Source organism: Streptomyces sp. NBC_00691 (assembly GCF_036226665.1).
In the GTDB taxonomy this organism is placed as follows: Bacteria; Actinomycetota; Actinomycetes; order Streptomycetales; family Streptomycetaceae; genus Streptomyces.
Window position 1 is genome coordinate 226,736 of record NZ_CP109007.1, and the last position, 20,304, is coordinate 247,039.

Here is a 20,304-nt window from a genome sequence, read left to right on the forward strand (position 1 = left end):
GAGGTCATGACGCACACCGAGAACGCCCCCCCCTGACCACCCTCACCCCCGACAGCACCGGTGACCCCCGCCAGGGCCTGTCGAGTCTCCCCACGCTCGCCGACGACCTCGCGGACAGTGCATGGCAGGAAGCGTGGGACGCCGTGGTGCGTGAGGTCGAAGCGGCGTGGGCGGACCCCGCGATCCTGGGCCGGACCCTGACCCTGCCGTTCGGCAACATTCCAGGCGCAGCCGCCGCGGCCGTCTGGACCTCCGAGTTCACCGTCCACACCTGGGACATCGCCACCGTCACCGGCCAGCACCCGGACTGGGACCCCGAACTCATCGCCGCCTCGTACGCCGCCATGCAGCGCGGGCTGCCCACCGGGCCGCGCGACGGCGCGCCGTTCGCAGCCGCGGTGGACGCCGACCCCGACGCGCCGGCCATCGACCGCCTCGTCGCGTGGTGCGGACGCAAGCCGTAACCAGCATCCGAGGCCGACTGGCCCAGATCGCCGTCTACGTACATCTGCGCGCCTTCGCCGCAGACGCCGGTGCTCCCGACCTCCCCCGATGAGCGGCTGCGCGCGCTGTACGAAGAAGCCGCCTCGATCCTCGGACATGACAGAGGCGGACTGGAGCATGCCATCTGACGGTTGCCTTCCTAGTACCCCTAGGCTAAAACTAGGGGTATTAGGAACTCGGGAGGATGCATGGTGCGGGCCGGACTGACTGCGGAGCGGGTGACCGTCGCGGGCGCGGAGCTGGCGGACGAGGTCGGGCTCGACAAGGTGACCATGTCGCAGCTGGCGCGGCGGCTGGGCGTCAAGGACGCGAGCCTGTACGCCCACGTCCGCGGCCTGGAGGATCTGCGCGGCCGGATCGCGCTGCTGGCGGCGGACGAGAAGACCATCCGCATCGCGGAGGCGACTGCCGGGCGAGCGGGCAAGGACGCGCTCGTCGCGTTCGCGGACGCCTGGCGGGAGTACGCCCATGAGCACCCGGGCCGTTACACGGCCACGCAGACCCCGATCCAGATCGATCCCGTACTGGCCGCCGAAGCGCCCGGACCACGGCGCGCGGTCGAGCTGACCTACGGCATGCTGCGCGGGTACGGACTCGCAGAGCCGGACCTGACCGACGCGGTCCGGCTGCTGCGCAGCACGTTCCACGGGTTCGTCGCCCTGGAGGCGGCGGGCGGCTTCGCGCACGAGCGTTCGCCGCAACAGACCTGGATCCGCGCGCTCGACGCCCTGCACACCCTCCTGGAACACTGGCCCCCGTCCCGAGATGGAGACCCCTCATGACCGACCCGGCCATGGGCAGCCTGCGTGTGAACGGCGCGACCCTGCACTACGAAGTACGAGGCCAGGGCCCGCTCCTGCTGCTGATCCCCGGAGGGACGGGCGGCGCGGCGTCCTTCGACGACATCGCCGACGGCCTGGCCGCCACCTACACCGTCGCGGCCTACGACCCGCGCGGCATGTCACGCAGCACCCTGGACGACCCCGACGCCGAACAGCACGTGGCCGAGCACGCCGAAGACGCGCTCCGGATACTGGACCTGCTGTCCCCCGGCGAGGCCGCCCGCGTGTTCGGCGCCAGTTCCGGCGCGATCACCGCCCTGCACCTGCTCACCGCCCACCCCGAACGCATCGCACGCGTCGTGGCGCACGAGCCCCCCGTCGTGCACGTGCTCCCCGACGCGGCGGAACACCACGCACTCATCGCCCACGTCCAGGACACCTTCCGCACCCAAGGACTCATGCCGGCGATGTCCGCGTTCGCCGCCGGCCTCACCAGGGGCAGCGACACATCCGGGCCGAAGACCCAGCTCAAGCTTCCGCCACAGACAGCGGCACGGGCCGAGCAGACCATGGCCGACCTGCCGTACTTCGTCAGCCGGATCGTGCCCCGCTTCATGTCCTACGCGCCGGACATCCCCCGGCTGGAGAAACTGACGGAACGCCTCGTGATCGCCGGCGGACAGGACTCATCCGGTGAGCTGCCCCATCGCTCAGCGGCCTTCCTGGCCGAGCTTCTCGGCACACAGCTCCAGCGCTTCCCCGGCGGACACATCGGACTGACCACGCACCCCGCAGAGTTCGGCGAGCTCCTGCGAAAGACCTTCGCGGCCTCGGTCTGAATCGCCCGTGACCTGGCCTGCGGCGCTCGCAGGCATTCTCGGCACACCGTCAGGCCCCGTCAGGCCCCGAGCCAGCCGGCACCGTGCTGGTGAATTCGTACCGTACGTGGAACGGGGCTGGTGAGCTGGCGCTGCGGTGCCGTCTGCCGTGACGGCCGGGGCAGACGGCCGCACGGTAGGTCACGGCTGCCGTCGCCGGAGGCGAGCAGGGGTGATGGGGAGGGGCAAGGACTGAGGCGGCCCTCCCCTGCGTTCTGACGCGAGCCAGGAGACCGGCAGCGCCGGCGTTGTCAGTCCCCGGTGTTAGCGTCGCCGCCATGGCGAACCGTTCATATCTCTACTCCGCGGACTCGATGCCGAACGCGGCGGAGATCCCCCAGCACGTCCGATGCATATCCGAGCACAACGGGGACATCCCGCTCGCGCACAAACTCATGGTGGGGCACCGGACGACGATCGTCCCGTCCATGATCTGGAACCCCCCGATCGGTATCGCCGCGGACTACACCGCCGGGGCGGCACTGCTCCGCGACCTCCTGCGCGCGGTCGGCAAGGGCCTGGAGGACGACACCGAGTTCGCCGCCTGCGTTGCCAGGACCACCGCCCACCTCGCACAGCAGCAGGCGAAGTACTTCCTCCTCGAGACAGGGGAGATCATCTCGCTGTCAGGTGACGACCCGGCAGCGAGCGTGCAGCGCCTGGTATCCACGGACATCCCGGACGTCGTCGCCAGGGCCGAAGCGGCCATCGCCGGCCGCGACGACGACTGGCTGGCCTCACTCCGAACCGACTGGCACAGACACTTCGCCTCCTTCTACAGCGAAGCGCTCTACTTCTCGTTCCCCAACTGACCGACTTCCACGACACGCCACCGGGCAGCCCTGGCTCGGTCCGAAAGGAGGCCAGGGCCAGCCGGGTGAGGGGATGCGTTCGCGTCACGGCCCAGCGGGACTCACGGCCCAGCGGGACTCACGGTCTGCGGGCCACCCAGAGCAGTTCCGCCGGCCAGCGGTGCGCCCAGTCCGGCGGGTCGGTCTCGTTGTATCCGTTGAGCACACCCGGTCCGGGCCGCGGCTCGATGAGATCGTCGATGATCAGACCCGCTCCGCGCAGCACCCTGACCCAGTCGCCGTAGGTCAGCTGATAGCTGACCGCGCCGTCGCCCTCCGCGATCGCGTCGAGCCCGAAGTAGTCCTGCCGCAGCGTGGTCGTCACACGGCCGGCGGCTTCGTCGTAACACGCCTCGAACCACGGACTGGCGACGTTGAACACCAGACGCCCGCCCCGGCCCAGAACACGCGCGACCTGCGGAACAGCCAACCGCGGAGGAGCCCAGCTGAGGCCGCCGAAGTCACAGAAGACCAGGTCGAAACTGCCGTCGGCGAAGGGAAGTTGTTCGGCAGCACCCTGCACCAGCGCATAGCGGGCCGCCCCCATCGCTCCCGCCGCCGCGCCGAGCTGGGCCTCTGACAGGTCGAACCCGACCACCAAGGCGCCCTCGGCGGCAAGCACCCTGGACCACTGGCCGGCACCACAGCCGAGCTCGAGGACGCGCTTGCCGGCAACGTCACCCAGGGCCTGCAGCTGCGCGTCGGGCACGGAGTACATGCCCCACAGCCGGGGTGCGGCACCGATCTGCGGATCATGATCGCGCTGGTAGGCACTGCTGAGCTGATTCCAGAACCGCCGGTTGACCGAGACACTGTCCACCCACCGACTCCAGCATCCCCACCGGAAACGGTCAACCCGATGCGGTCACCGGCCCCTCGCCCCTCCCCCTCTCGGTCAGAACCTGGAAGAGCATCTCGGCGCCCCGCCTGGCGAGTTCCAGGAGCAGCGGCGTACCTACCCACGAGTGCACCGTCAGTCGGATGACGGAGGGCCGGAGCGTTTGATGGCTCGGCCCACGAGCACGGCCAGCGGGACCACGATCGCGAGGTAGACCGCGCAGATCACCGCTGCCGCAGTGCTGGCGAACACCAGGTAGACAAGCCCCCCGAGGACGAGGGCCACCGTGAGGGTCAACAGAAACACGCGCATGAGACGCTCAACGATCGAAGCAGCCCGGAGGACTTCCTGGGCGTTCCACGACATCCTGCCGGGTGCGCCCGCAGCCACCGCGCCCCTCTGGCCGGACTCCCGCTGTCGGCGACGGCCGGAGTTCGTGCCGCAGTCGTTCCACGCATCGTCCACACCGCCGAAGCACTAGTCGTCACGCAGGGAAGCGCCTCCAGGGTGGGGCGCCACACCTACTCGTACCCACGCCGAGGCCTGCCGACCAGGCGCTCCGCGCGGGAAATGGGCGGCCGGCGGCCGAAGAGGTGGCTTACGCTTCCGCCTCATGACCGTCGTACTGCGGGGCGATGCCCTGGAACTGACCCCGGCCGGGCCCGACGACGTACCCGCGCTGGCGGCCATCAGAGCCACACCCCAGGTCCGCGAACGCTGGCGCGGCGGGCCCGATCTGGCGTCCGAGATCACCAACGACCTCGCCGACCCGGACACCCACTGTCTGACAGTCCGCAGCGATGGCCGGATCGTCGGCATGATCCAGTGGTACGCGGAGGAGGACCCCGACTACCGCCACGCGGGCATCGACCTGTTTCTCGACCCGTCCGTGCACGGACGGGGACTCGGCACCGACGCCGTACGCACCCTCGCCCACCATCTGGTCCACGACCTTGGCTACCACCGTCTGGTCATCGACCCGGCCGCCGACAACTCCCCCGCAATCCGCTGTTACACCAAGGCCGGTTTCCGGCCGGTAGGCATCATGCGACAGTACGAGCGCGGCACCGACGGCACCTGGCACGACGGACTCCTGATGGACCTGCTGGCAGAGGACCTGCTCCAGAGCGACATCTGAGTCAACGGCCTTGGGCGTTTCGCACGCTGCGGGTGGCGACGACTCTTCGCACGTCACCGTGTCCGGTGGGCACGCACGGTCCGCTGTCAGGATTAACGGGTGCGGAGCGCCCGTGACGCCCCTCGGGGAAGCGGTCGCCGACCGCGCACGGGCGGGTGGTGCGGGCCGCGTTCGACGTCGGGGTGTCGTGGCCTGTGGCGAGCACAGTGTGCAGAGCCACGGCCGAGGCGGCGCCGCCGACGGGAACGCCGCCTGTGGCGTACCTTCCCCGCGATCACGACCGGCGTCACCGACGCCGCCTCCGTAGGGATCGACAGGGCGATCAGATCGGTCCCGTTCGCCTTCACTCGAACGCGTCGTCAGTCGAGAACCGCCGGCCCCTGACGAGATACATAAAGGATTCATATAAAGCCGCTATGCTTCGGGCATGAGCCGCAGAGACGCCGCGCACGGCGCTTCCGATGCCATCGGGTCAGCCCTCTACGGTCTGGCCACCAGGGCCGTAAGACGCCTTCCCCGCGACATGAGCCTGACGTCCGCCGCCACCTTGGCCACCCTGGACAAGACCGGACCGCGACGGATCACCGATCTGGCGGTGTCCGAGGGCGTCACCCAGCCCGCGATGACCGTCCTGGTCCGGGTGCTGGAGGAATCCGGGCTGGTCGAGCGGAAGGGCGATCCTGCCGACAAGCGGGTCACGCTGGTGTGCGTGACCGAGGCCGGCGCGTCGTACGTCCGGACGCGACGCCAGGCGGGCGTCGACGCGTACGCACGGTTGATCGATGGACTCGCCAGGGACGAGGTCGAGGCCTTGGCGGCAGCCCTTCCGGCGCTGATCCATCTGGCGGAGCTCGACAGCCACGCCCGAGAGGAGTCGGACCGGTGACCTCCGCCCAGACTCATGACCAGCCCATGAGTACTGCCCTGATACGCCCCCAGGCACGTCTGCTGGTTCCCGCCCTGCTGTTCATCGCCCTGGTCGTGGCGGCCGTCGCCAGCCTCGGGACGCCCCTCATCACCAGCGTGGCGACCACGTTCCACGTCTCCCTCGACAGCGCGCAGTGGACGCTGACCATCGCCCTGCTCAGCGGCGCCGTCGCCACACCCGTCCTCGGCCGGCTCGGAGCCGGTCCGCACCGGCGGACCACGATTCTCGCCACCCTGGCGATCGTCGTCGTCGGCAGCGCGCTCACCGTGCTGCCACTGCCGTTCACCTGGCTGCTGGTGGGGAGAGCGGCCCAAGGCGTCGGACTCGGTCTCACGGCGCTGATGATGGGCGTGGCCCGCGACCACCTTCCCGAGGAGAGCGGCGCGACCACGATCGCTCTGATCTCAGTGGTCTCCATCATCGGAGCCGGCGTCGGCTACCCGCTGGCCGCGCTGCTCGCCGAGTTCGGAGGCCTGCGGGCCGCCTACGGCCTCGGCCTGCTCGTCACCGCCCTCGCCTTCGTGACCGCGTGGCGCTCCATGCCCGCGGCTCCCCAGGGCCGCACCGCTCGCGTGAACGTGGCCGGTGCGCTCGTCCTGACGGGTGGACTGCTCCTCGCCCTGCTCCTGGCCGGTGAGAGGGGCCTGTGGAGCCGACACCTCGCCCTGGCCGTGGCCCTTGCCATCACCGCGGTACTACTCCTCTGCGGCTGGACCGTTTCCGAACTGCGCACGAAGAATCCCCTGGTCGACGTCCGGGCGGTACGGCACCCGGCGGTCGCCGGGGCGAACATCGCCATGTTCGTCGGCGGCAGCGGCATGTACCTCCTGCTCACGCTCATCACCCGCTACGCGCAGACGCCGCGCGACGCCGGCTACGGCTTCGGGCTGACCACCTTCGCGGCGGGGCTGGTCCTCATCCCGTTCTCCGTGCTGGGGTTCGTCGCCGGCAAGCTCACGCCGCGGGTCCGCGCACGGATCGACGGCCCCCTGCTCCTGGCCGGCAGCGCCGCCATCGTCGGCGGCGGGTTCGTCCTGTTCGCCACCGCCCGGTCCAGCGTGGCCGAACTGCTCGCGGCCATGGGCGTGCTGGGCTTCGGCGTCGGCAGCTTCTCGGCCGCCATGCCCGGCGTCATCCTGGCCGTCACCCCCAAGAGCGAGACGTCGAGCGCCATGAGCTTCAACTACGTCGTCCGCAGCGTCGGGTACTCCCTGGGCAGCGCCATCGGCGGTCTCGTCCTGGCCGCCGGCACCGCCGCGGGCCGGCTGTTCCCCGACGACGACGCCTACACGACCGCGGCGCTGGTCGGCGTCGTCGCGATGGCGATCACGACGATGGCCGGCCTCGCCCTCGCCCGCCGACCCGAGGCCCCTTCGATCACGGCCCCAACCGGCGTGCGGGGCCCGGGCCGGTCGGGTCGGACCGGAAGCTGAGGATCGAAGCCGTGCGATGTCGGGGCCGTCACCGTCGGCTCACCGACCCGGAGTTCGACAGCCCCGAACAGGTGACTGCCGCGACGGCAGGTGGCGCGCGGGACATGCTCCCGAACCGCCACTTCTCCAGCTGGGGGACGACAGGGCATCGCGCACACACTCGAATCTAGTGCCAACCGGTGTACCCGTCCGGGTGCCCCCCTCCGGAATCCCCGCCCATGAGACCGAGCACGAAGAGAATCACCACGATCAGGGCGAGCAACACCAGCCAGAATCGGTCCTCGAATCCTGGGCGCCTCGGGCCCCGTGGACGATCGTCGCCCCGGCTCTCGGCGTCGCTGTCCTCGTCGCTCACCTCGTACCCCCCCCGTCGTCTGTTCATGGCACTGCGCGACGCGGTCAGCGTCAAGCCTCTCGACGCCCGGGAGGTGTCCGAGCTGCGGCAGCCGGTTGCGAACCGCCACGGGTCAGTGACCGGCCTTCGTTGACGAACCGCATCCTGCCCTGCCTTCCAGCGCGACGAGAGGTGGGACCGGCACAGCACCCCTCCCCGGCGTTGACGGGAGCAGGGCCCCGGCGCCGGTCGGCCGTTGCCCGGTGCCGGCACCCGTACTGGCGGCTTCGGCACGACCGCAACAGGCCCGTCCGGATCTCTGCCTCCCCCGCGCCCTCGTCACCTCACCGCCGAGCGCCGTCGAAGGGCAGGCGACAGCGTGGACACCGCCCCTCGGCCGGACGGCAGTCTGAGGCGCGGGGGATCAGGTGGCCGGGTCGAGCAGGTGGGCACCGTTGTTGCGGACGTTGTTCACGGCCGGGGAGACGGGCCGGGCGTCGAGCCGCCCGTCAGCGGGGCGGGTGAGGAGGGCGCGGAGGTCTTCGGTGTCGTGGTGGTGGGGGTCGAGCCAAGCGTCGTAGTGGTCCGGGGTGAGAGCGAGAGGCATGCGGGGGTGCACGCGCCCTGCTTCGTCGGTGGCCTCGGTCGTGATGATCGTGCAGGTCGTCAGCCAGGCGTCCGGGTCGTCGTCGCTCGTGACATCGGGGTCGCGCCAGTACTCGTACAGACCTGCCATCGCCAGCACCTGGCCGTCGGCGGGGTGGATGAAGTACGGCTGCTTACGGGTCCTGCCCGTCGCCTCGTCCTTGACCGGCTCCCACTCGTAGAAGCCGTCGGCCGGCAGCAGACAGCGGCGCCTGGCGAAGGCACGCCGGTACGCGGGCTTCTCGTGCACGGTCTCCACCCGGGCGTTGATCATCCGCGCACCCGCCTTCGGGTCCTTCGCCCACGAGGGCACCAACCCCCAGCGCAGCACCCGCAACTCACGCCGCACCTCATCACCGTCACCGCGGCCCGCTCGTTCGAGAACCGCGTAGACCTGGTCGGTCGGCGCGACGTTCCAACTGGGCGCCAGCGCCTCGGAGGGACGCCAGTCGGTGACCTGGAAGAGTCCGGTCAGGTCCTCAGGACCGCGGGTCGAGGTGTAACGGCCGCACATGCGGCCACTGTGCCACGACTCGCGCCCGGTTGTCGGCAGCCCGGACACTCCCGGAGTCCGGGGCGACGGCGCGCCCTCGCCGCCAGGGGTCCATGCGGAGGCTTCCGACGACCCCCGCCGTCGTCCGCGGCGGCTACGTCAGGACGCTCGACCGGCTCCGCGCCCCTACGCGGAAACCCGTACACGGAGGAAGGGGGTCTCCCCGGTGCGCGGAGCACCGGGCAGACCCCCCTCCTCATTCATTCAGGCGGCGGGCGTCAGCCGACCGAACCCGACTCCGCCGGGAACTCCGGCGGCCAGGGCGTGTCGTACAACGACGCCCGCTCGCCCATCACGGCGTACTCCGCCTCCCGCCAGTTCGGATGGCCACCGACGACGAAGCTTTCGCATTCCGGATCCAGGATCCAGGTGTACTCGGCGTCCGCCGCCGGAATGCCGTGCCGTTCACTGAGCACGGCGAACTCGGCGGCGGTCGCCCGCCGGATGTGGAGCCCGTTCCGGTAGAGGGACTTGAGGAACATCAGTTCCACATGCCCGATGGAGACCTCGACCCTCGTCGTGGTCCGGTCCACGAGTGTGGCCTCACTGATCAGGAAGAGCCGGCGGTGCGAGGGGTCGAACCCGCCGACTCGGAAGAGCCGCCCTTCCCTGACGAGATCCGTCATGCTCACCATCTCCTCATCAGTCGGCGACCGGCGTGCCGTTGGCGTACTTCCACTTCTCCGGGTAGACCTGTACGACCTTGCCCTCCGCGTCGGTCATCCACCAGTCGATGGACTTCCAGCCGCGGTCCTCCACCCGGACGGCCGAGCGGAGCTTGGTCATCTCCCATGCGGTTCCCATGCCTTTCGACCGGATGGTCTCCCAGTCGCCGATCGTGATCCCCTCTCCTCGCGTGATGAGCGCGTTCAGCGCCTCGTCCGGAGTCCTGGCACCCGGGACTCCGTCGAGGGACACCGAGATCCTCACATTGCCGTTGGCCACCGCCTGCTCCACTCCCACCGTCCAGAGCGGTCGCACTCCCAACCCCATCTCCTCCGGCAGTTGAGTACCGAATTCCTTGTTGTTGAAGGTGCGCCCGCCGGGCCCGCCAGAACAGCCCTCAGCGACGCCATGACTTTCGCGCGCCCCTGGACGGTGCGGTCGGGGCGGCCGGATCGAGGGTGAGTTCCCACTGGTGCCTGCTCTTGTCGATGGTGACCAGGAGGGGCCCGCTGGGCAGGGTGACCTTCTCCCGTACGCGGCGACCGTTCCACTCGTGCACGAGCCGCTTGGCGGGGCGCCTCAGGTCACGGGGACTGTCGCCCCAGTGGTAGTGCATCTGGAACCAGCCCTTGTGCGGGTCCTCCGCGCGCACCTTCAACTCGGCCTCGGGGCCGGTGCGGACGAAGACTTCCCGCCCGCTGCCCGCGATCGTGCCGAAGTCCAGCGGCAGGGCCGCCGACAGGGGCAGGACCGTGAGCTGCCACGCCCCGGAGTTGCGCACCTTGAGGGTGAGAGGCCCGCCCTTGCGGTGCGGCACCATCAGGGTGCGGCCGTAGTGATCGGGCAGGTCGGACAGGAAGACGTCGTCCTCGCGGCCGGGGATCTTGACGGAGATGAAGTTGTACTCCTCCGTCCGCGCCTCCAGGATCACCGGCTCCCCGTCGGGCGGGAACGGCAGGTCCACGGTGACCGTCTTCGCGCCCTTGCCGCGGTAGACGCACGGCTCGAACGCGAAGAAGCCAGCCGCCCAGGAAGCGTGCTCGACGGGGGTACTGACGGCGGGCGCCCCGGCGGCGTAGACGGGCGCGAACCCGGCGGGCGCGGAGACAGGCGACACGGATGAGACGGGGTACGTCGCGGAATCGCTCGCCGGGCCGGGCCCGGGCGACCCCGGGCCCGCCGTGAACGCATCCGGCCCCGGCACCGACGACGCTCCGGGAGCCACCACGCCGGAGCCGGCCTTGTCCACCCCGGCGAGCGGCACGGGGCCGGAGACGGAGGGCACGGCGGGCGACGCCGAGGGGACCGACGGCGCCGGCGGTGACGGGTGCGGGGGCGATGGCACCGCTGCCACCGCCCCCGCACCCCCTACGTCCCGCATCAGGCCCGCGAGCCCGTCCTCGTAGCCCTGCCCCACCGCGCGGAACCGCCACGCCCCCTCGCGCCGGTACAGCTCTCCCAGCACGAACGCGGTCTCGGAGGTGGCGTCGGTGACCGCGTACCGCGCGACGACGGTTCCGTCGACGGCGACCAACTGCGCGTAGAGACCATGGACCTGCCCGAAGATCCCGTCCACGCAGGATCCGACTATCAGGACCCGCTGGACTGCGGGTTCGACTCGGAGCAGGTCCAACTCCAGCCATTCGGCCAGCTGTCCGGCCCCGTGTCCCGTACCGACGTGCCGAACGGCGCCCGAGGGGTGGAGGGGACGGTCCTGAAAGACGATGTCGGCTTCGCCGCGCACCACGCCGGCCGCGTCGAGCAGAAGGGCCGCGGCTGACACGGTCGGCGCCCCTGGCAGCGACTGCCGCCCCACGGCGACACGCAGAGGGGCGGCGGGAACGGGCGCGTTCGCACCCTTGATCATGTGCCTCATGCGGAACATGGTGACAGCGGAGCAGGCGTCCGGAGAAGATCTTCGGCACGGAGGATGCTCGGCACGAGCGGCCGGAGCGCACGGTCCGCGCAGGGCCACGTGGTCCGTCGCCGGGGCCTCGGCTCCACCTGTCGACGCGGACCCACAGGAGATCTTGAGACCGCGAGCGGCGCATGGCAGGCTCGTGCCGCATGATCGATGAATTCGCGAAGGACAACGTGCGCGGAAGGCTGCGGCGGGACCGCGAGGGGCTGCTCTGGAAACTCGACGGCCTGTCCGAATACGACGCCCGCCGACCGTTGACAGCGACCGGGACCAACCTCCTCGGACTGGTCAAACACATGGCCACCGTCGAGGCCAGGTACTTCGGAGAGGTCTTCCACCGCCCGTCCCCGGAACCGCTGTGCCGGTGGCAGGACTCCGACGGCAGCGATCTGTGGGCGACCGAGGACGAGACCCGCGATCAGATCGTCGCCTTCTATCGACGCGCGTGGGAACACTCGGACGCGACGATCGACGCGCTTCCACTCGACGCTCCCGGCCACGTGCCGTGGTGGCCGGAACCTCATTCCGATACGAACCTGTTCGCCGTCATGATTCATGTCCTCGGCGAGTCCATCCGGCATGCCGGGCACGCCGACATCCTGCGCGAGACCCTCGACGGCCGGACCGGGCTGCGCGCCGAACTCGAGAAGCAGATCGACGCGGAAGCACGTGCGGCCCACTGCGCGAAGATCGAGCAGGCCGCCAGGTCGGCCGCACCGGTCGAGGCTCGACGACAGCCTCACGTGCCGTGACGTTCGTACGGCATCCCGTCGGCCGAGGGGCCGCTCCGCGGAGCGGGCGCGTCAGTATCCGGTACCGCGCTTGACCTTGGCCCGCTCCGCGTCATGGGTCGCGCCCTTGTCGTCCAGGGTGCGGCACGCATCCTCGATGTCCTGGCTCAGGCGGTCGATCTGTTCGCGGCTCAGGGTCTCCTTGACCAGGGCACGCAGGATCTTCACCCGCTCCGCGTCGGGCGGAAGCGTGTACGCCGGCACCATCCAGCCGCGTTCCGCGGCGAGTTGCCACGCGATGTCGGACTCGTCGTAGGAGCGCTTGTCGGCGAGGCGGAAGGCAACCAGCGGCAGTTGCTCCAGGTCGGCTCCGATCACTTCGAACCGCCCACCGTTTCGCAGGTTGTCCGCCAGCACCCGGGCGTTCTCCTGCATCATCTTCATGACGTAGGTGTAGCCCTGCCGGCCGAGCCGCACGAAGTTGTAGTACTGCGCGAGCACCATCGACGCGCCGGTGGAGAAGTTCAGGGTGAACGTCGAATCGGTCTTGCCCAGGTAGTTCTCGTAGAACACGAGGTCCTTGGACAGGTCCGACTCCTCACGGAAGATCAGCCAGCCGATGCCGGGGTAGACCAAGCCGTACTTGTGGCCCGAGACGTTGATCGAACGGACCTGATCGAGCCGGAAATCCCACTTCGAATCCGGGTAGAGGAAGGGCCAGACGAAAGCACCGCTGGCGCCGTCCACGTGGATGGGGATGTCGAGGTCCCGCTTCTCACGGACGTCACGCAAGAGCTTGTCGATACCGACGACATCGTCCTTGTGGCCCGTGAAGGTGGTGCCGAGAACGGCGACGACGCCGATCGTGTTCTCGTCGAGGTGGCGCTCCACGTCCTCAGGGCCGATCGTGTACTTGCCTTCCGCGAGCGGCACGATCCGCGGCTCGACGTCGAAGTAGCGGCAGAACTTCTCCCACACGACGTGGACGTCCCCGCCGAAGATCAGATTGGGCCGCTCGGTCGAGAGGCCTGACGCCTTGCGGCGCTCGCGCCACTTCCATTTCAGTGACAGCCCTCCGAGCATGATCGCCTCGGATGAGCCCTGGGTCCGGCATCCGGTCGTGCTTCCCGGTGCGTGGAAGAGATCGGCGAGCATGCGCACGCAACGCTGCTCGATCTCGGCGGAAATCGGGTACTCCGCGTGGTCGATGAAGTTGCGGTGGAGGTTCTCGGCGATGAGCCGCTGCGCTTCCGGCTCCATCCACGTGGTGACGAACGTGGCGAGATTGCGTTGCGGGTCGCCCTCCATGGCGAGATCCACATCCACGAGCCTCATGGCGTCCGTCGCCGCCATGCCCTCCTCAGGAAAGGTCTCCGAAGGGGCGGGCACGGCCAGGAATCGATTACCGAAAAGAGACTCGTCGTCACGCTTGGTCATGCGGGAATTCAAACAGCCCGGTCGTCTGCCTTCTCGTGGGACACGCCGAGGTGCTGGGCCTGGGCACCGATCACGAATGCCGTCACGGCCGCCGAATCGAGCAGCGGAGAGGCGCACCGTGGGGGCGTGTACCGCATCCCGCTCCGCCCATGGGATCGCTGCTCCGGTGCGGTGAAGAGGGGGCGCGAGTCGGGCGTGTCGGTGGGGCCGGGGAGTCTCTGTCCAAAGGATTGTGTCGGCCGCGGCATCGGCCCTGGACCAAACCACGACCGCCATCAGCGAAATGGACATGGTGTGACCAGAAGACACAGCCGGCGCCGGGGTCTCGGCGCTGTGGGAGTGGCTGCGGCCCTCGTCTGGGGCAGTACCACCGCCGGGGCCGCCCGGCCCTCCGACGAGGCGCCCGGAGGCTTCGAGCGGGCGGCCGAGCAGGCGGCAGCGGAATTCGGTGTGCCGAAGGAAGTCCTTCTCGGTGTGAGCCACGAGTCCTCGTGGTGGGAGGCCAACGACGGCCGCCCCAGCACCAAGGGCGGCTACGGTCCGATGCACCTGACGGACACGACGTCCGGGGGCACGTACGACCATCGCCCGGGCGAAGGGCCGGTGGACGCCACGGGTACCGACGACCCGTCCGAGCACACGTTGCAGGCCGCCGCCGCGATGATCGGCGTCGATCCGGCGACCCTCAAGCGGGACGAAGTCCAGAACCTGCGCGGCGGCGCCGCGCTGCTCGCCTCGTACCAACGGAAGATCACCCGCGCGTTGCCGCGCGACCCGAGTGGTTGGTACGGCGCCGTGGCGCACTACAGCCAGGCCGCCGACACCGGCGCGGCCGGGCGGTTCGCGGACGGCGTGTTCGAAGTGATCCGCGCCGGCAAGCAGCGGGTGCGCAAGGACGGCCAGAGGGTTTCCTTGGCGAAGACGCCGTCCGTCCGACCGACACGGTCACAGCTCGCGTCACTGGGGCTGCGGTCGTCGGCCTCCGCGGCCGTGCCGGAGTGCCCCGGCGAGCTGCACTGCCGGTTCGTTCCCGCGGCCGCCTCGAACTACCAGGTGTCCACGCGGAACTCGAACGGCCTGGACATCGACTTCATCGTCATCCATGACCTCGAAGGGTCCTACGACGGGGGAGTCAGCTGGTTCCAGGATCCCGTCAGCGGGGTCTCCGCGCACTACGTGATGAAGGCCGACGGCAGTGCGGCGACGCAGATGGTCGCCACCAAGGACATCGCCTTCCACGCCGGGAACTACTGGGTCAACCTGCACGGTCTCGGCATCGAACTGGAGGGGTACGCCGCCCAGGGTCCCACCTGGTTCACTCCGGCCCAGTACAAGGCGACCGCCACGCTGGTGGTCTACCTGGCCCGGCGCTTCGACGTCCCGCTCGACCGCAAGCACATCATCGGGCACGACAACGTCCTCCCTCCCAGGCCGGCCCGCGCCCCGGACGCCCACTGGGACCCCGGCCCCTACTGGGACTGGGAGAAGTTCATGGCTCTCCTCGACCCCGAGCGGCGCCGGCAGCGCGAGGCCGAGGGCGGAGCGGCGGGCGCGGCCATCGGAGTCGGGCACGCGGTCACGATCGCCCCGGAGTACGGCGAGAACAGGCAGAAGGTGACGGTGTGCTCCTCGACGTGCCGGGTCCAGACCCAGCCGTCGAACTTCCTCTATGTGCGCAGGGAGCCCCGCGCCGACGCTCCGCTCGTCTCCGACCTCGCCCTTCGCCCGGACGGATCGGCGGGAAGCGACCGCATCGACGACTGGGGATCCACCGCGATGTGGGGGCAGGAGTTCGTGGTCGCCGAGCTGCGAGGGGACTGGACGGCCATCTGGTTCGGCGGCCAGAAGGGGTGGATCCACAACCCGGCGGGCGTGAACACCCGACCCGCCCCGAACGCGCGGATCGTCCGTCCCTCCGGCGGGACGAAGTCGGTCTCCGTCTACACCACCGCCTACCCCCGAGCGGACGAGTACCCGCAGGGACTGCCCGAATCGGCACAGACCCGGTTCGTCATGCACCCGTTCCCCCAGGGGCAGGCGTACGTGGCCGCTCGCACCTCGGTGGGCGCCGACGACTTCTTCCCGGCCACGCCGACGCGCCCAGAGGTCGTGGTCACAGGTGACCAGACGTACGAGGTGATCCAGTACAACCGGCGTCTGGCCACCGTGAACACCGCCGAGACGGACTGACGGCCCCCGGGGGCCTGGGCCGGCCAATGCAGTTGCCTTACGGCCGAGCCCCAGAGCTACTGGGCCGTCTCGGTCGACTCCTGGCTCCAACGCAGTTCGTTCACTGCCTCTGCCGCTTCCCTGCGGACCTCGGGGTGGGGGTGGTGAAGGAACCGCTCGACGATCGGCAGTGCCGCCTGGTCGTGAGTCGAAGCGAGGAGTGCCAGGACGTAGTCCAGGAGCAAGGGTTCGAAGCCATCCGAACCGACGGCGAGCGGCTCCACCACCCGGTAGGGAAGTTCGTAGTGCGTGGAGGCGGTGCAGGCTGCGTGCAGCGCGGACTCCCGCGCCGAGTAGCCCTCATCAGAAAGCGCGACCGTGACGAGGCGCTCGACGGCCCGCTCGGCGTCATCCGGCGTCAGGCGGCCCGTCTCCAGCACGTCGCTGACGACATCAAGGCAGAGGTCCCGACGGCCCGTATCGGAGCCGTTCAGCTCCTCCCAGGCCGATTCGATCAATGCAGTCAGTCCCTGGTATCCGTCCACGGCCAGAGCTTAGGAGACGGTCGCCGCCTGGTCTCAGGGATAAATGATCGGGTCATGGCGGTGAAACGGCCTGTGTTTCCTTCAGTGCCGGTCGTCCAGCCCTGCGGCTGCTCTTCGCCTTCGAGGTTGGGTTGTGGGCCCATCGGCCGGGCTGGACCGTGTCGCGTCTGACACGGGTTCTCAGGACGGGCCAGCGGTTCGGTTTCTTGATCGCGCGTGGGCAGTCCCGGTTGCGCCGGGTCGGAAGAAGGCGGCTGCGCGCCTCCCGCCCTGCCTCGGCGAACGAGCGCGTGAGCTTGGCGGTGGTGGCTCCGAGCTGGGACGGGATGCTGCGGCGGACGACGCGGACGCACTTCAGGTAGGAGACGCGGTCGGCGTCCACCGCCGGGCGGGCAAGTGCTGCTGTGTGGGCGAACTTGCGGATCGCGTGGTGGACGGCGAGGTAGGCCCACAGCTCCTGCCGGACACCCTCCGGTGTCCGCGACCGGATCGGCCCGCCAGGGCCGAGGTCGTTCTTGATCTCGTCGAAGGCGAGCTCGATCTCCCAGCGTTCCCCGTAGAGCGCAACCAGCTCGGCGGCCGGGTACTGCTCGGGGTCCAGCAGCGTCGTGCCCAGGTGGGCGACCTTGTCGCCCTTGGCGAAGGCGATGACGCGGTAGATCACGTGCCGGGGCAGCGTCCGGCCTTCCCTCGCGGCTCAGAGCCGGACCTCTTTGCCTGGTCGCGCCATCGACAGACACGAGCCGTCCGGAAGTTCTTCCTGGACGGTGCCGAGGTGGTTGGACTGGAGCCTGACGAGCAGATCCGCGCCCGCCACGGTGAAGACGTGCGCGAACTCGACCGACCAGAAGCCGCGGTCGGCAATGACCAGGTCGCCGGGGCCGGTAGAGCCGGCCAGTGGGTAGGCGAGGCTGCGTTCGCCGTCGCGATAGCCGCCCAGGCGGGCATCGAGGACTCCGTGCGTTCCGATCTCGGCCAGTACGACCGCTCTGACCTGGGGGAATCCGAAGGGGGCGCTGCCGGTGGTGGAGGGGCCGTCGAAGGTGTCGCCGTTGCTCGTCGAATCCGGAAGCTCGAACTGGGTGCCGTCCAGGGCGAGAAGCCGCAGCCCTCGCCACCACGCGCCCGGCGTGTCCGGAGTGGCGAGCGGACCGGCGACCTGCCGGAACACGGTCTTCAGTACGTCCTTCCCGAGCCGAGCGCGAGCCCGGCACAGCGACGACCGGTTCACCCGCGTGAGGGCTCGGCTGCCCGGAATGCCGCTGGTCAGCACCCGCAGCACCTCCTCGTACGACTCCCGGGCGAACAGACACAGAGCCAGGACGAAGTACACGACCAGCCGAGCCGGCAGAAGACGGCGGCGCCGCTCGGCACGGTCGTGCTTGGCTATCGCCGCGTCCACCAGCTCAGCGGTGAACACCTTCGTCAGATCCCGATCCGTACCCGCTGGCCCGCACCCCACCCCGTCACACGCGGGGCAACGATCTCCGCAGCTCAAAAGCAACTGCATTGGCCTGGGCCGGCCCTCGAGTGCCGCCGCGGTTCCGCCGTGGCGGCCCCCGCCTCGCGGTCGGCGGCACGCCCCGACCGTCGTTCCGCGAAACCGGTCAGCGACGGCCTGCGTCGACGTCCTGGTCCTGGACGTACTCGACGGTCTGCATCATGCCGAGGTCCTCGTGGTGGAGCTGGTGGCAGTGGGCGAGGGTGCGGCCGGTGAAGTGCTCGTACTTGACGAGGAAGGTGACGGACTGGCCGGGTGCGCCGCCGGGCAGGCCGACGGTGTCGTGCCAGACGGGCGGGTCCAGCCGTTCGCCGTTCCTGTGGGTGAGGAGGAACTGGTTGGTGTGCAGGTGGAACGGATGGTTGAACGCCGGCAGTGTCTCGTCGGTGCGCACCGTCCAGCGTTCGACGGCGCCTACGCGCAAGGTGTGGTTGGTGTAGTCGGGGTCGAACAGCCCGTAGGACAGGTCGCGTCGGGGATCGCCGTCACGGTCGGCCGGTGGGGTGGCGTGGGTGCCCAGCATGCGGAAGGCGTTCGGGAAGGTGCCGGTGAAGACGTTGGGGTCGGCGTGGAAGACGACCTCCCGGTCGGCGTCGGGATCGCTGATGTCGTTCTCGTCCAGGAAGGGCCTGCCCGCCGGCAGCCGGGTGGGCAGCTCCATCGGCGGTTCGACGGGCGGGCCCGTCACCTCGATCGTCATCAGCGGTCCTGGGACCCCCTCCGACCTGAGTTCGTACGTGCCGGGCCGCGCACCCCGGATCAGGAGATCGGCGCGGTTGCCCATGGCCAGGTCCACCAGGTCCCGTGCGACCGGAGCGCCGAAGGTGACGCCGTCCTGGGCGATCTGGTGCACCGTCATGGTGCCGCCGTTCCCGGTGACCGTGAGCCGCAGGCCGGTGAAGGCGGTCGCGGCCACCAGCCGCCACCGCTGGACCTCGCCCGGGCGCAGGGTGATGGTGGGGTTGACCGATCCGTTGACGGTGAAGGTGGACGGGATGCCCTTCACCCAGCCGCCCGAGGTGAACGCGGGGACCTTCCCGTCCTTGAGCTTGAGTTCGTTGACGCAGACGACGACATCGGCGGCCGCCTTGATCTCCGGGACCTCGTCCACGTCGCCCTCGACGACGATCACACCCGTCATGCCGCCGACGAGCTGCTCGGTGGTGGCTCCGTGCAGGTGCGGGTGGTACCAGTAGGTGCCGGCGGGGTGGTCGGCCGGGACGTGGACGGTCGTCGTGTACCGCGGTTCCGAGGCGCCGGCCGCGGCCTCCTCGGCGGTGCGCGGTGCGAACTCGCGCCAGACGTTGTCGGCCTGCTCCGACGGGGAGACGTGCATCCCGTGGGTGTGCAGGTTGAAGCTGTTGGGGTGGTGCGGCGTGTTGTGGCCACCCTGGTGGGGAGGATTCGGCGGCAGGCCGTTGATCTGGGTCAGCCGCAGCGTGTCCCCGGCGCGCAGACGCAGCGTCGGCCCTGGGAGCGCCCCGTTGTAGGTGCGGGTGGTGGCAGGGCCGTAACCGGGGATGGAGATGTCCGTGAGCCGGACGTCGAGGATCCGGTCGAGTACCGACGAGGCCGAGCCCGGATCGGGCCGCGAGACCGCCAGGGCCGGCTGTGGAAACGGGGCGGGGGACGGGGACGCCCGGCGCTCGTCGAGAAGTCGGCCGGGCGCCGCCGCGAGGCCGACGACGGAGATGGCCTTGAGTAATGATCGACGGCGAATTCTCCCGATTTCTCCCATAAGCCGGAAATCTAGATCACCTGGGCCCGGGTGGCCGGCACGGCACACCGCCCGGGGATCGGTCGCCTGGTGCGTGTGCGTCCGACGTCACGTGACGACGGGTCACCTCTGCCCGGCTGTCGGCCTCACGGACTCCGCGGCATGCCCGCGGGACCGATCGGCGGACTCGACCGCTGTACGGGGCCGGTTACCGGACCCGAGATCCGGCGAAGAGCTCCTGAGCGGCCTCTGACCGCGGCACCGCGAGCACATGCGCCGACTGGGGCCTTCTCCGCCGAACCTCGCTGGACTCCCGCTGGACCTCCTTGCCGGGGCCCTCGGCGCGGCAGGTCAGATCTCGCAGCTGATGCTGACGCCCCAGCCGCCCTGGCCGTCGCTGTGGACGTCGACGTGGACACCGAAGGACTGGGTCGTGGAGGCGATGCCGATGTCGGCCCCTTCGACCAGCGCCTGGCTGAGGAGTGCCCGCCACCGGAAGCCGTCGGCCGGGTCGGACGTGGCCGTCGTCAGCTGGTCGCGCTGCTTGTCCGTGAGTTCGAAGTACTCGTCCCCGAAGGCCAGCACGCCACGGGTCTGGATGATGTCGATCGCCCGGAGCCGCTCCTGGTCGTTCTGCTGCAGTCGCTGGATCAGCTCCTCGAAGGTCTGCGGGTTGAGCGCGGGCTTGGTGTACGTGGCCATGGTGTCTCCTCGAAGCCCATGGGTGGAGGTG

At 69.9% G+C, this 20,304-nt stretch carries 21 protein-coding genes; 9 read left to right on the forward strand and 12 right to left on the reverse strand.

The features are described 5' to 3' along the window. Window positions 1–77 precede the first annotated feature (77 nt). From OG392_RS01120 to OG392_RS01135, 4 genes are all read left to right on the forward strand, one after another. Window positions 78–464, forward strand: coding sequence for a TIGR03086 family metal-binding protein (locus tag OG392_RS01120; RefSeq protein WP_329287003.1), 387 nt, complete (start codon window positions 78–80; stop codon window positions 462–464). Window positions 465–692: 228 nt separating this feature from the next. Continuing rightward, complete coding sequence (locus tag OG392_RS01125) at window positions 693–1,286, forward strand: TetR/AcrR family transcriptional regulator (RefSeq protein ID WP_329274436.1); 594 nt, start codon at window positions 693–695, stop codon at window positions 1,284–1,286. Next, window positions 1,283–2,125, forward strand: coding sequence for an alpha/beta fold hydrolase (locus tag OG392_RS01130; protein WP_329274439.1), 843 nt, complete (start codon window positions 1,283–1,285; stop codon window positions 2,123–2,125). Before OG392_RS01125 ends, OG392_RS01130 begins: the two co-directional genes overlap by 4 nt. A gap of 317 nt (window positions 2,126–2,442) precedes the next feature. After that, the gene (locus OG392_RS01135; protein ID WP_329274442.1) at window positions 2,443–2,976 is read left to right on the forward strand and encodes a DUF7822 domain-containing protein; all 534 of its coding nucleotides are present in this window, start codon (window positions 2,443–2,445) and stop codon (window positions 2,974–2,976) included. 118 nt (window positions 2,977–3,094) lie between these two features. On the opposite strand, the gene OG392_RS01140 is transcribed toward OG392_RS01135, so the two are convergent. Next, complete coding sequence (locus tag OG392_RS01140) at window positions 3,095–3,835, reverse strand: class I SAM-dependent methyltransferase (RefSeq protein ID WP_329274445.1); 741 nt, start codon at window positions 3,833–3,835, stop codon at window positions 3,095–3,097. 153 nt (window positions 3,836–3,988) lie between these two features. After that, the gene (locus OG392_RS01145; protein WP_329274447.1) at window positions 3,989–4,165 is read right to left on the reverse strand and encodes a hypothetical protein; all 177 of its coding nucleotides are present in this window, start codon (window positions 4,163–4,165) and stop codon (window positions 3,989–3,991) included. Between the two features lie 301 nt (window positions 4,166–4,466). Here OG392_RS01145 and OG392_RS01150 point away from each other — a divergent pair, with 301 nt between their 5' ends. From OG392_RS01150 to OG392_RS01160, 3 genes are all read left to right on the forward strand, one after another. Then, window positions 4,467–4,991: a GNAT family N-acetyltransferase gene (locus OG392_RS01150; RefSeq protein ID WP_329274450.1), complete on the forward strand. Its 525-nt coding sequence runs from the start codon at window positions 4,467–4,469 to the stop codon at window positions 4,989–4,991. A 427-nt stretch (window positions 4,992–5,418) separates the two neighbouring features. Beyond that, window positions 5,419–5,877: a MarR family winged helix-turn-helix transcriptional regulator gene (locus OG392_RS01155; RefSeq protein WP_329274453.1), complete on the forward strand. Its 459-nt coding sequence runs from the start codon at window positions 5,419–5,421 to the stop codon at window positions 5,875–5,877. A gap of 26 nt (window positions 5,878–5,903) precedes the next feature. Beyond that, window positions 5,904–7,352, forward strand: coding sequence for an MFS transporter (locus OG392_RS01160; RefSeq protein WP_329274455.1), 1,449 nt, complete (start codon window positions 5,904–5,906; stop codon window positions 7,350–7,352). Window positions 7,353–8,110: 758 nt separating this feature from the next. Here OG392_RS01160 and OG392_RS01165 read toward each other — a convergent pair. From OG392_RS01165 to OG392_RS01180, 4 genes are all read right to left on the reverse strand, one after another. Continuing rightward, window positions 8,111–8,845: an SOS response-associated peptidase gene (locus OG392_RS01165; protein WP_329274457.1), complete on the reverse strand. Its 735-nt coding sequence runs from the start codon at window positions 8,843–8,845 to the stop codon at window positions 8,111–8,113. A 257-nt stretch (window positions 8,846–9,102) separates the two neighbouring features. Next, the gene (locus tag OG392_RS01170) at window positions 9,103–9,510 is read right to left on the reverse strand and encodes a hypothetical protein (protein WP_329274459.1); all 408 of its coding nucleotides are present in this window, start codon (window positions 9,508–9,510) and stop codon (window positions 9,103–9,105) included. 16 nt (window positions 9,511–9,526) lie between these two features. Beyond that, window positions 9,527–10,003: a polymorphic toxin type 27 domain-containing protein gene (locus OG392_RS01175; RefSeq protein WP_329287004.1), complete on the reverse strand. Its 477-nt coding sequence runs from the start codon at window positions 10,001–10,003 to the stop codon at window positions 9,527–9,529. After that, complete coding sequence (locus OG392_RS01180) at window positions 9,948–11,426, reverse strand: TerD family protein (RefSeq protein ID WP_329274461.1); 1,479 nt, start codon at window positions 11,424–11,426, stop codon at window positions 9,948–9,950. Before OG392_RS01180 ends, OG392_RS01175 begins: the two co-directional genes overlap by 56 nt. 191 nt (window positions 11,427–11,617) lie before the next feature. Between OG392_RS01180 and OG392_RS01185 the strand changes: the two genes are divergently transcribed. Next, window positions 11,618–12,223, forward strand: coding sequence for a DinB family protein (locus tag OG392_RS01185; RefSeq protein ID WP_329274464.1), 606 nt, complete (start codon window positions 11,618–11,620; stop codon window positions 12,221–12,223). 51 nt (window positions 12,224–12,274) lie between these two features. On the opposite strand, the gene OG392_RS01190 is transcribed toward OG392_RS01185, so the two are convergent. After that, complete coding sequence (locus tag OG392_RS01190) at window positions 12,275–13,639, reverse strand: glutamate decarboxylase (RefSeq protein ID WP_329274467.1); 1,365 nt, start codon at window positions 13,637–13,639, stop codon at window positions 12,275–12,277. Between the two features lie 339 nt (window positions 13,640–13,978). Between OG392_RS01190 and OG392_RS01195 the strand changes: the two genes are divergently transcribed. After that, complete coding sequence (locus OG392_RS01195) at window positions 13,979–15,829, forward strand: N-acetylmuramoyl-L-alanine amidase (RefSeq protein WP_329274469.1); 1,851 nt, start codon at window positions 13,979–13,981, stop codon at window positions 15,827–15,829. 56 nt (window positions 15,830–15,885) lie between these two features. On the opposite strand, the gene OG392_RS01200 is transcribed toward OG392_RS01195, so the two are convergent. The 5 genes from OG392_RS01200 to OG392_RS01220 all read right to left on the reverse strand — a co-directional run bounded on the left by OG392_RS01200 (window position 15,886) and on the right by OG392_RS01220 (window position 20,273). Continuing rightward, window positions 15,886–16,353, reverse strand: coding sequence for a HEAT repeat domain-containing protein (locus tag OG392_RS01200; RefSeq protein ID WP_329274471.1), 468 nt, complete (start codon window positions 16,351–16,353; stop codon window positions 15,886–15,888). Between the two features lie 52 nt (window positions 16,354–16,405). Further along, a complete protein-coding gene (locus OG392_RS01205) occupies window positions 16,406–17,017 on the reverse strand; it encodes a transposase (protein WP_329274475.1) in 612 nt (203 codons plus the stop codon). Between the two features lie 33 nt (window positions 17,018–17,050). Then, window positions 17,051–17,773, reverse strand: coding sequence for an IS4 family transposase (locus OG392_RS01210; protein ID WP_329274478.1), 723 nt, complete (start codon window positions 17,771–17,773; stop codon window positions 17,051–17,053). 187 nt (window positions 17,774–17,960) lie between these two features. Next, on the reverse strand, window positions 17,961–19,592 hold the full coding sequence (locus OG392_RS01215; RefSeq protein ID WP_329274480.1) for a multicopper oxidase family protein: 1,632 nt from the start codon (window positions 19,590–19,592) through the stop codon (window positions 17,961–17,963). A 330-nt stretch (window positions 19,593–19,922) separates the two neighbouring features. Next, window positions 19,923–20,273, reverse strand: coding sequence for a hypothetical protein (locus OG392_RS01220; protein ID WP_329274482.1), 351 nt, complete (start codon window positions 20,271–20,273; stop codon window positions 19,923–19,925). Window positions 20,274–20,304 lie beyond the last annotated feature (31 nt).

Excerpts from the sequence above, each read along its gene's own strand:
- OG392_RS01190 (WP_329274467.1), bottom strand. The coding sequence starts at position 13,639 with ATGACCAAGCGTGACGACGAGTCTCTTTTCGGTAATCGATTCCTGGCC.
- OG392_RS01145 (WP_329274447.1), bottom strand. The coding sequence starts at position 4,165 with ATGCGCGTGTTTCTGTTGACCCTCACGGTGGCCCTCGTCCTCGGGGGG.
- OG392_RS01160 (WP_329274455.1), top strand. The coding sequence starts at position 5,904 with ATGAGTACTGCCCTGATACGCCCCCAGGCACGTCTGCTGGTTCCCGCC.
- OG392_RS01170 (WP_329274459.1), bottom strand. The coding sequence starts at position 9,510 with ATGACGGATCTCGTCAGGGAAGGGCGGCTCTTCCGAGTCGGCGGGTTC.
- OG392_RS01165 (WP_329274457.1), bottom strand. The coding sequence starts at position 8,845 with ATGTGCGGCCGTTACACCTCGACCCGCGGTCCTGAGGACCTGACCGGA.
- OG392_RS01215 (WP_329274480.1), bottom strand. The coding sequence starts at position 19,592 with ATGGGAGAAATCGGGAGAATTCGCCGTCGATCATTACTCAAGGCCATC.
- OG392_RS01185 (WP_329274464.1), top strand. The coding sequence starts at position 11,618 with ATGATCGATGAATTCGCGAAGGACAACGTGCGCGGAAGGCTGCGGCGG.
- OG392_RS01135 (WP_329274442.1), top strand. The coding sequence starts at position 2,443 with ATGGCGAACCGTTCATATCTCTACTCCGCGGACTCGATGCCGAACGCG.
- OG392_RS01155 (WP_329274453.1), top strand. The coding sequence starts at position 5,419 with ATGAGCCGCAGAGACGCCGCGCACGGCGCTTCCGATGCCATCGGGTCA.
- OG392_RS01150 (WP_329274450.1), top strand. The coding sequence starts at position 4,467 with ATGACCGTCGTACTGCGGGGCGATGCCCTGGAACTGACCCCGGCCGGG.
- OG392_RS01130 (WP_329274439.1), top strand. The coding sequence starts at position 1,283 with ATGACCGACCCGGCCATGGGCAGCCTGCGTGTGAACGGCGCGACCCTG.
- OG392_RS01125 (WP_329274436.1), top strand. The coding sequence starts at position 693 with ATGGTGCGGGCCGGACTGACTGCGGAGCGGGTGACCGTCGCGGGCGCG.
- OG392_RS01180 (WP_329274461.1), bottom strand. The coding sequence starts at position 11,426 with ATGAGGCACATGATCAAGGGTGCGAACGCGCCCGTTCCCGCCGCCCCT.
- OG392_RS01220 (WP_329274482.1), bottom strand. The coding sequence starts at position 20,273 with ATGGCCACGTACACCAAGCCCGCGCTCAACCCGCAGACCTTCGAGGAG.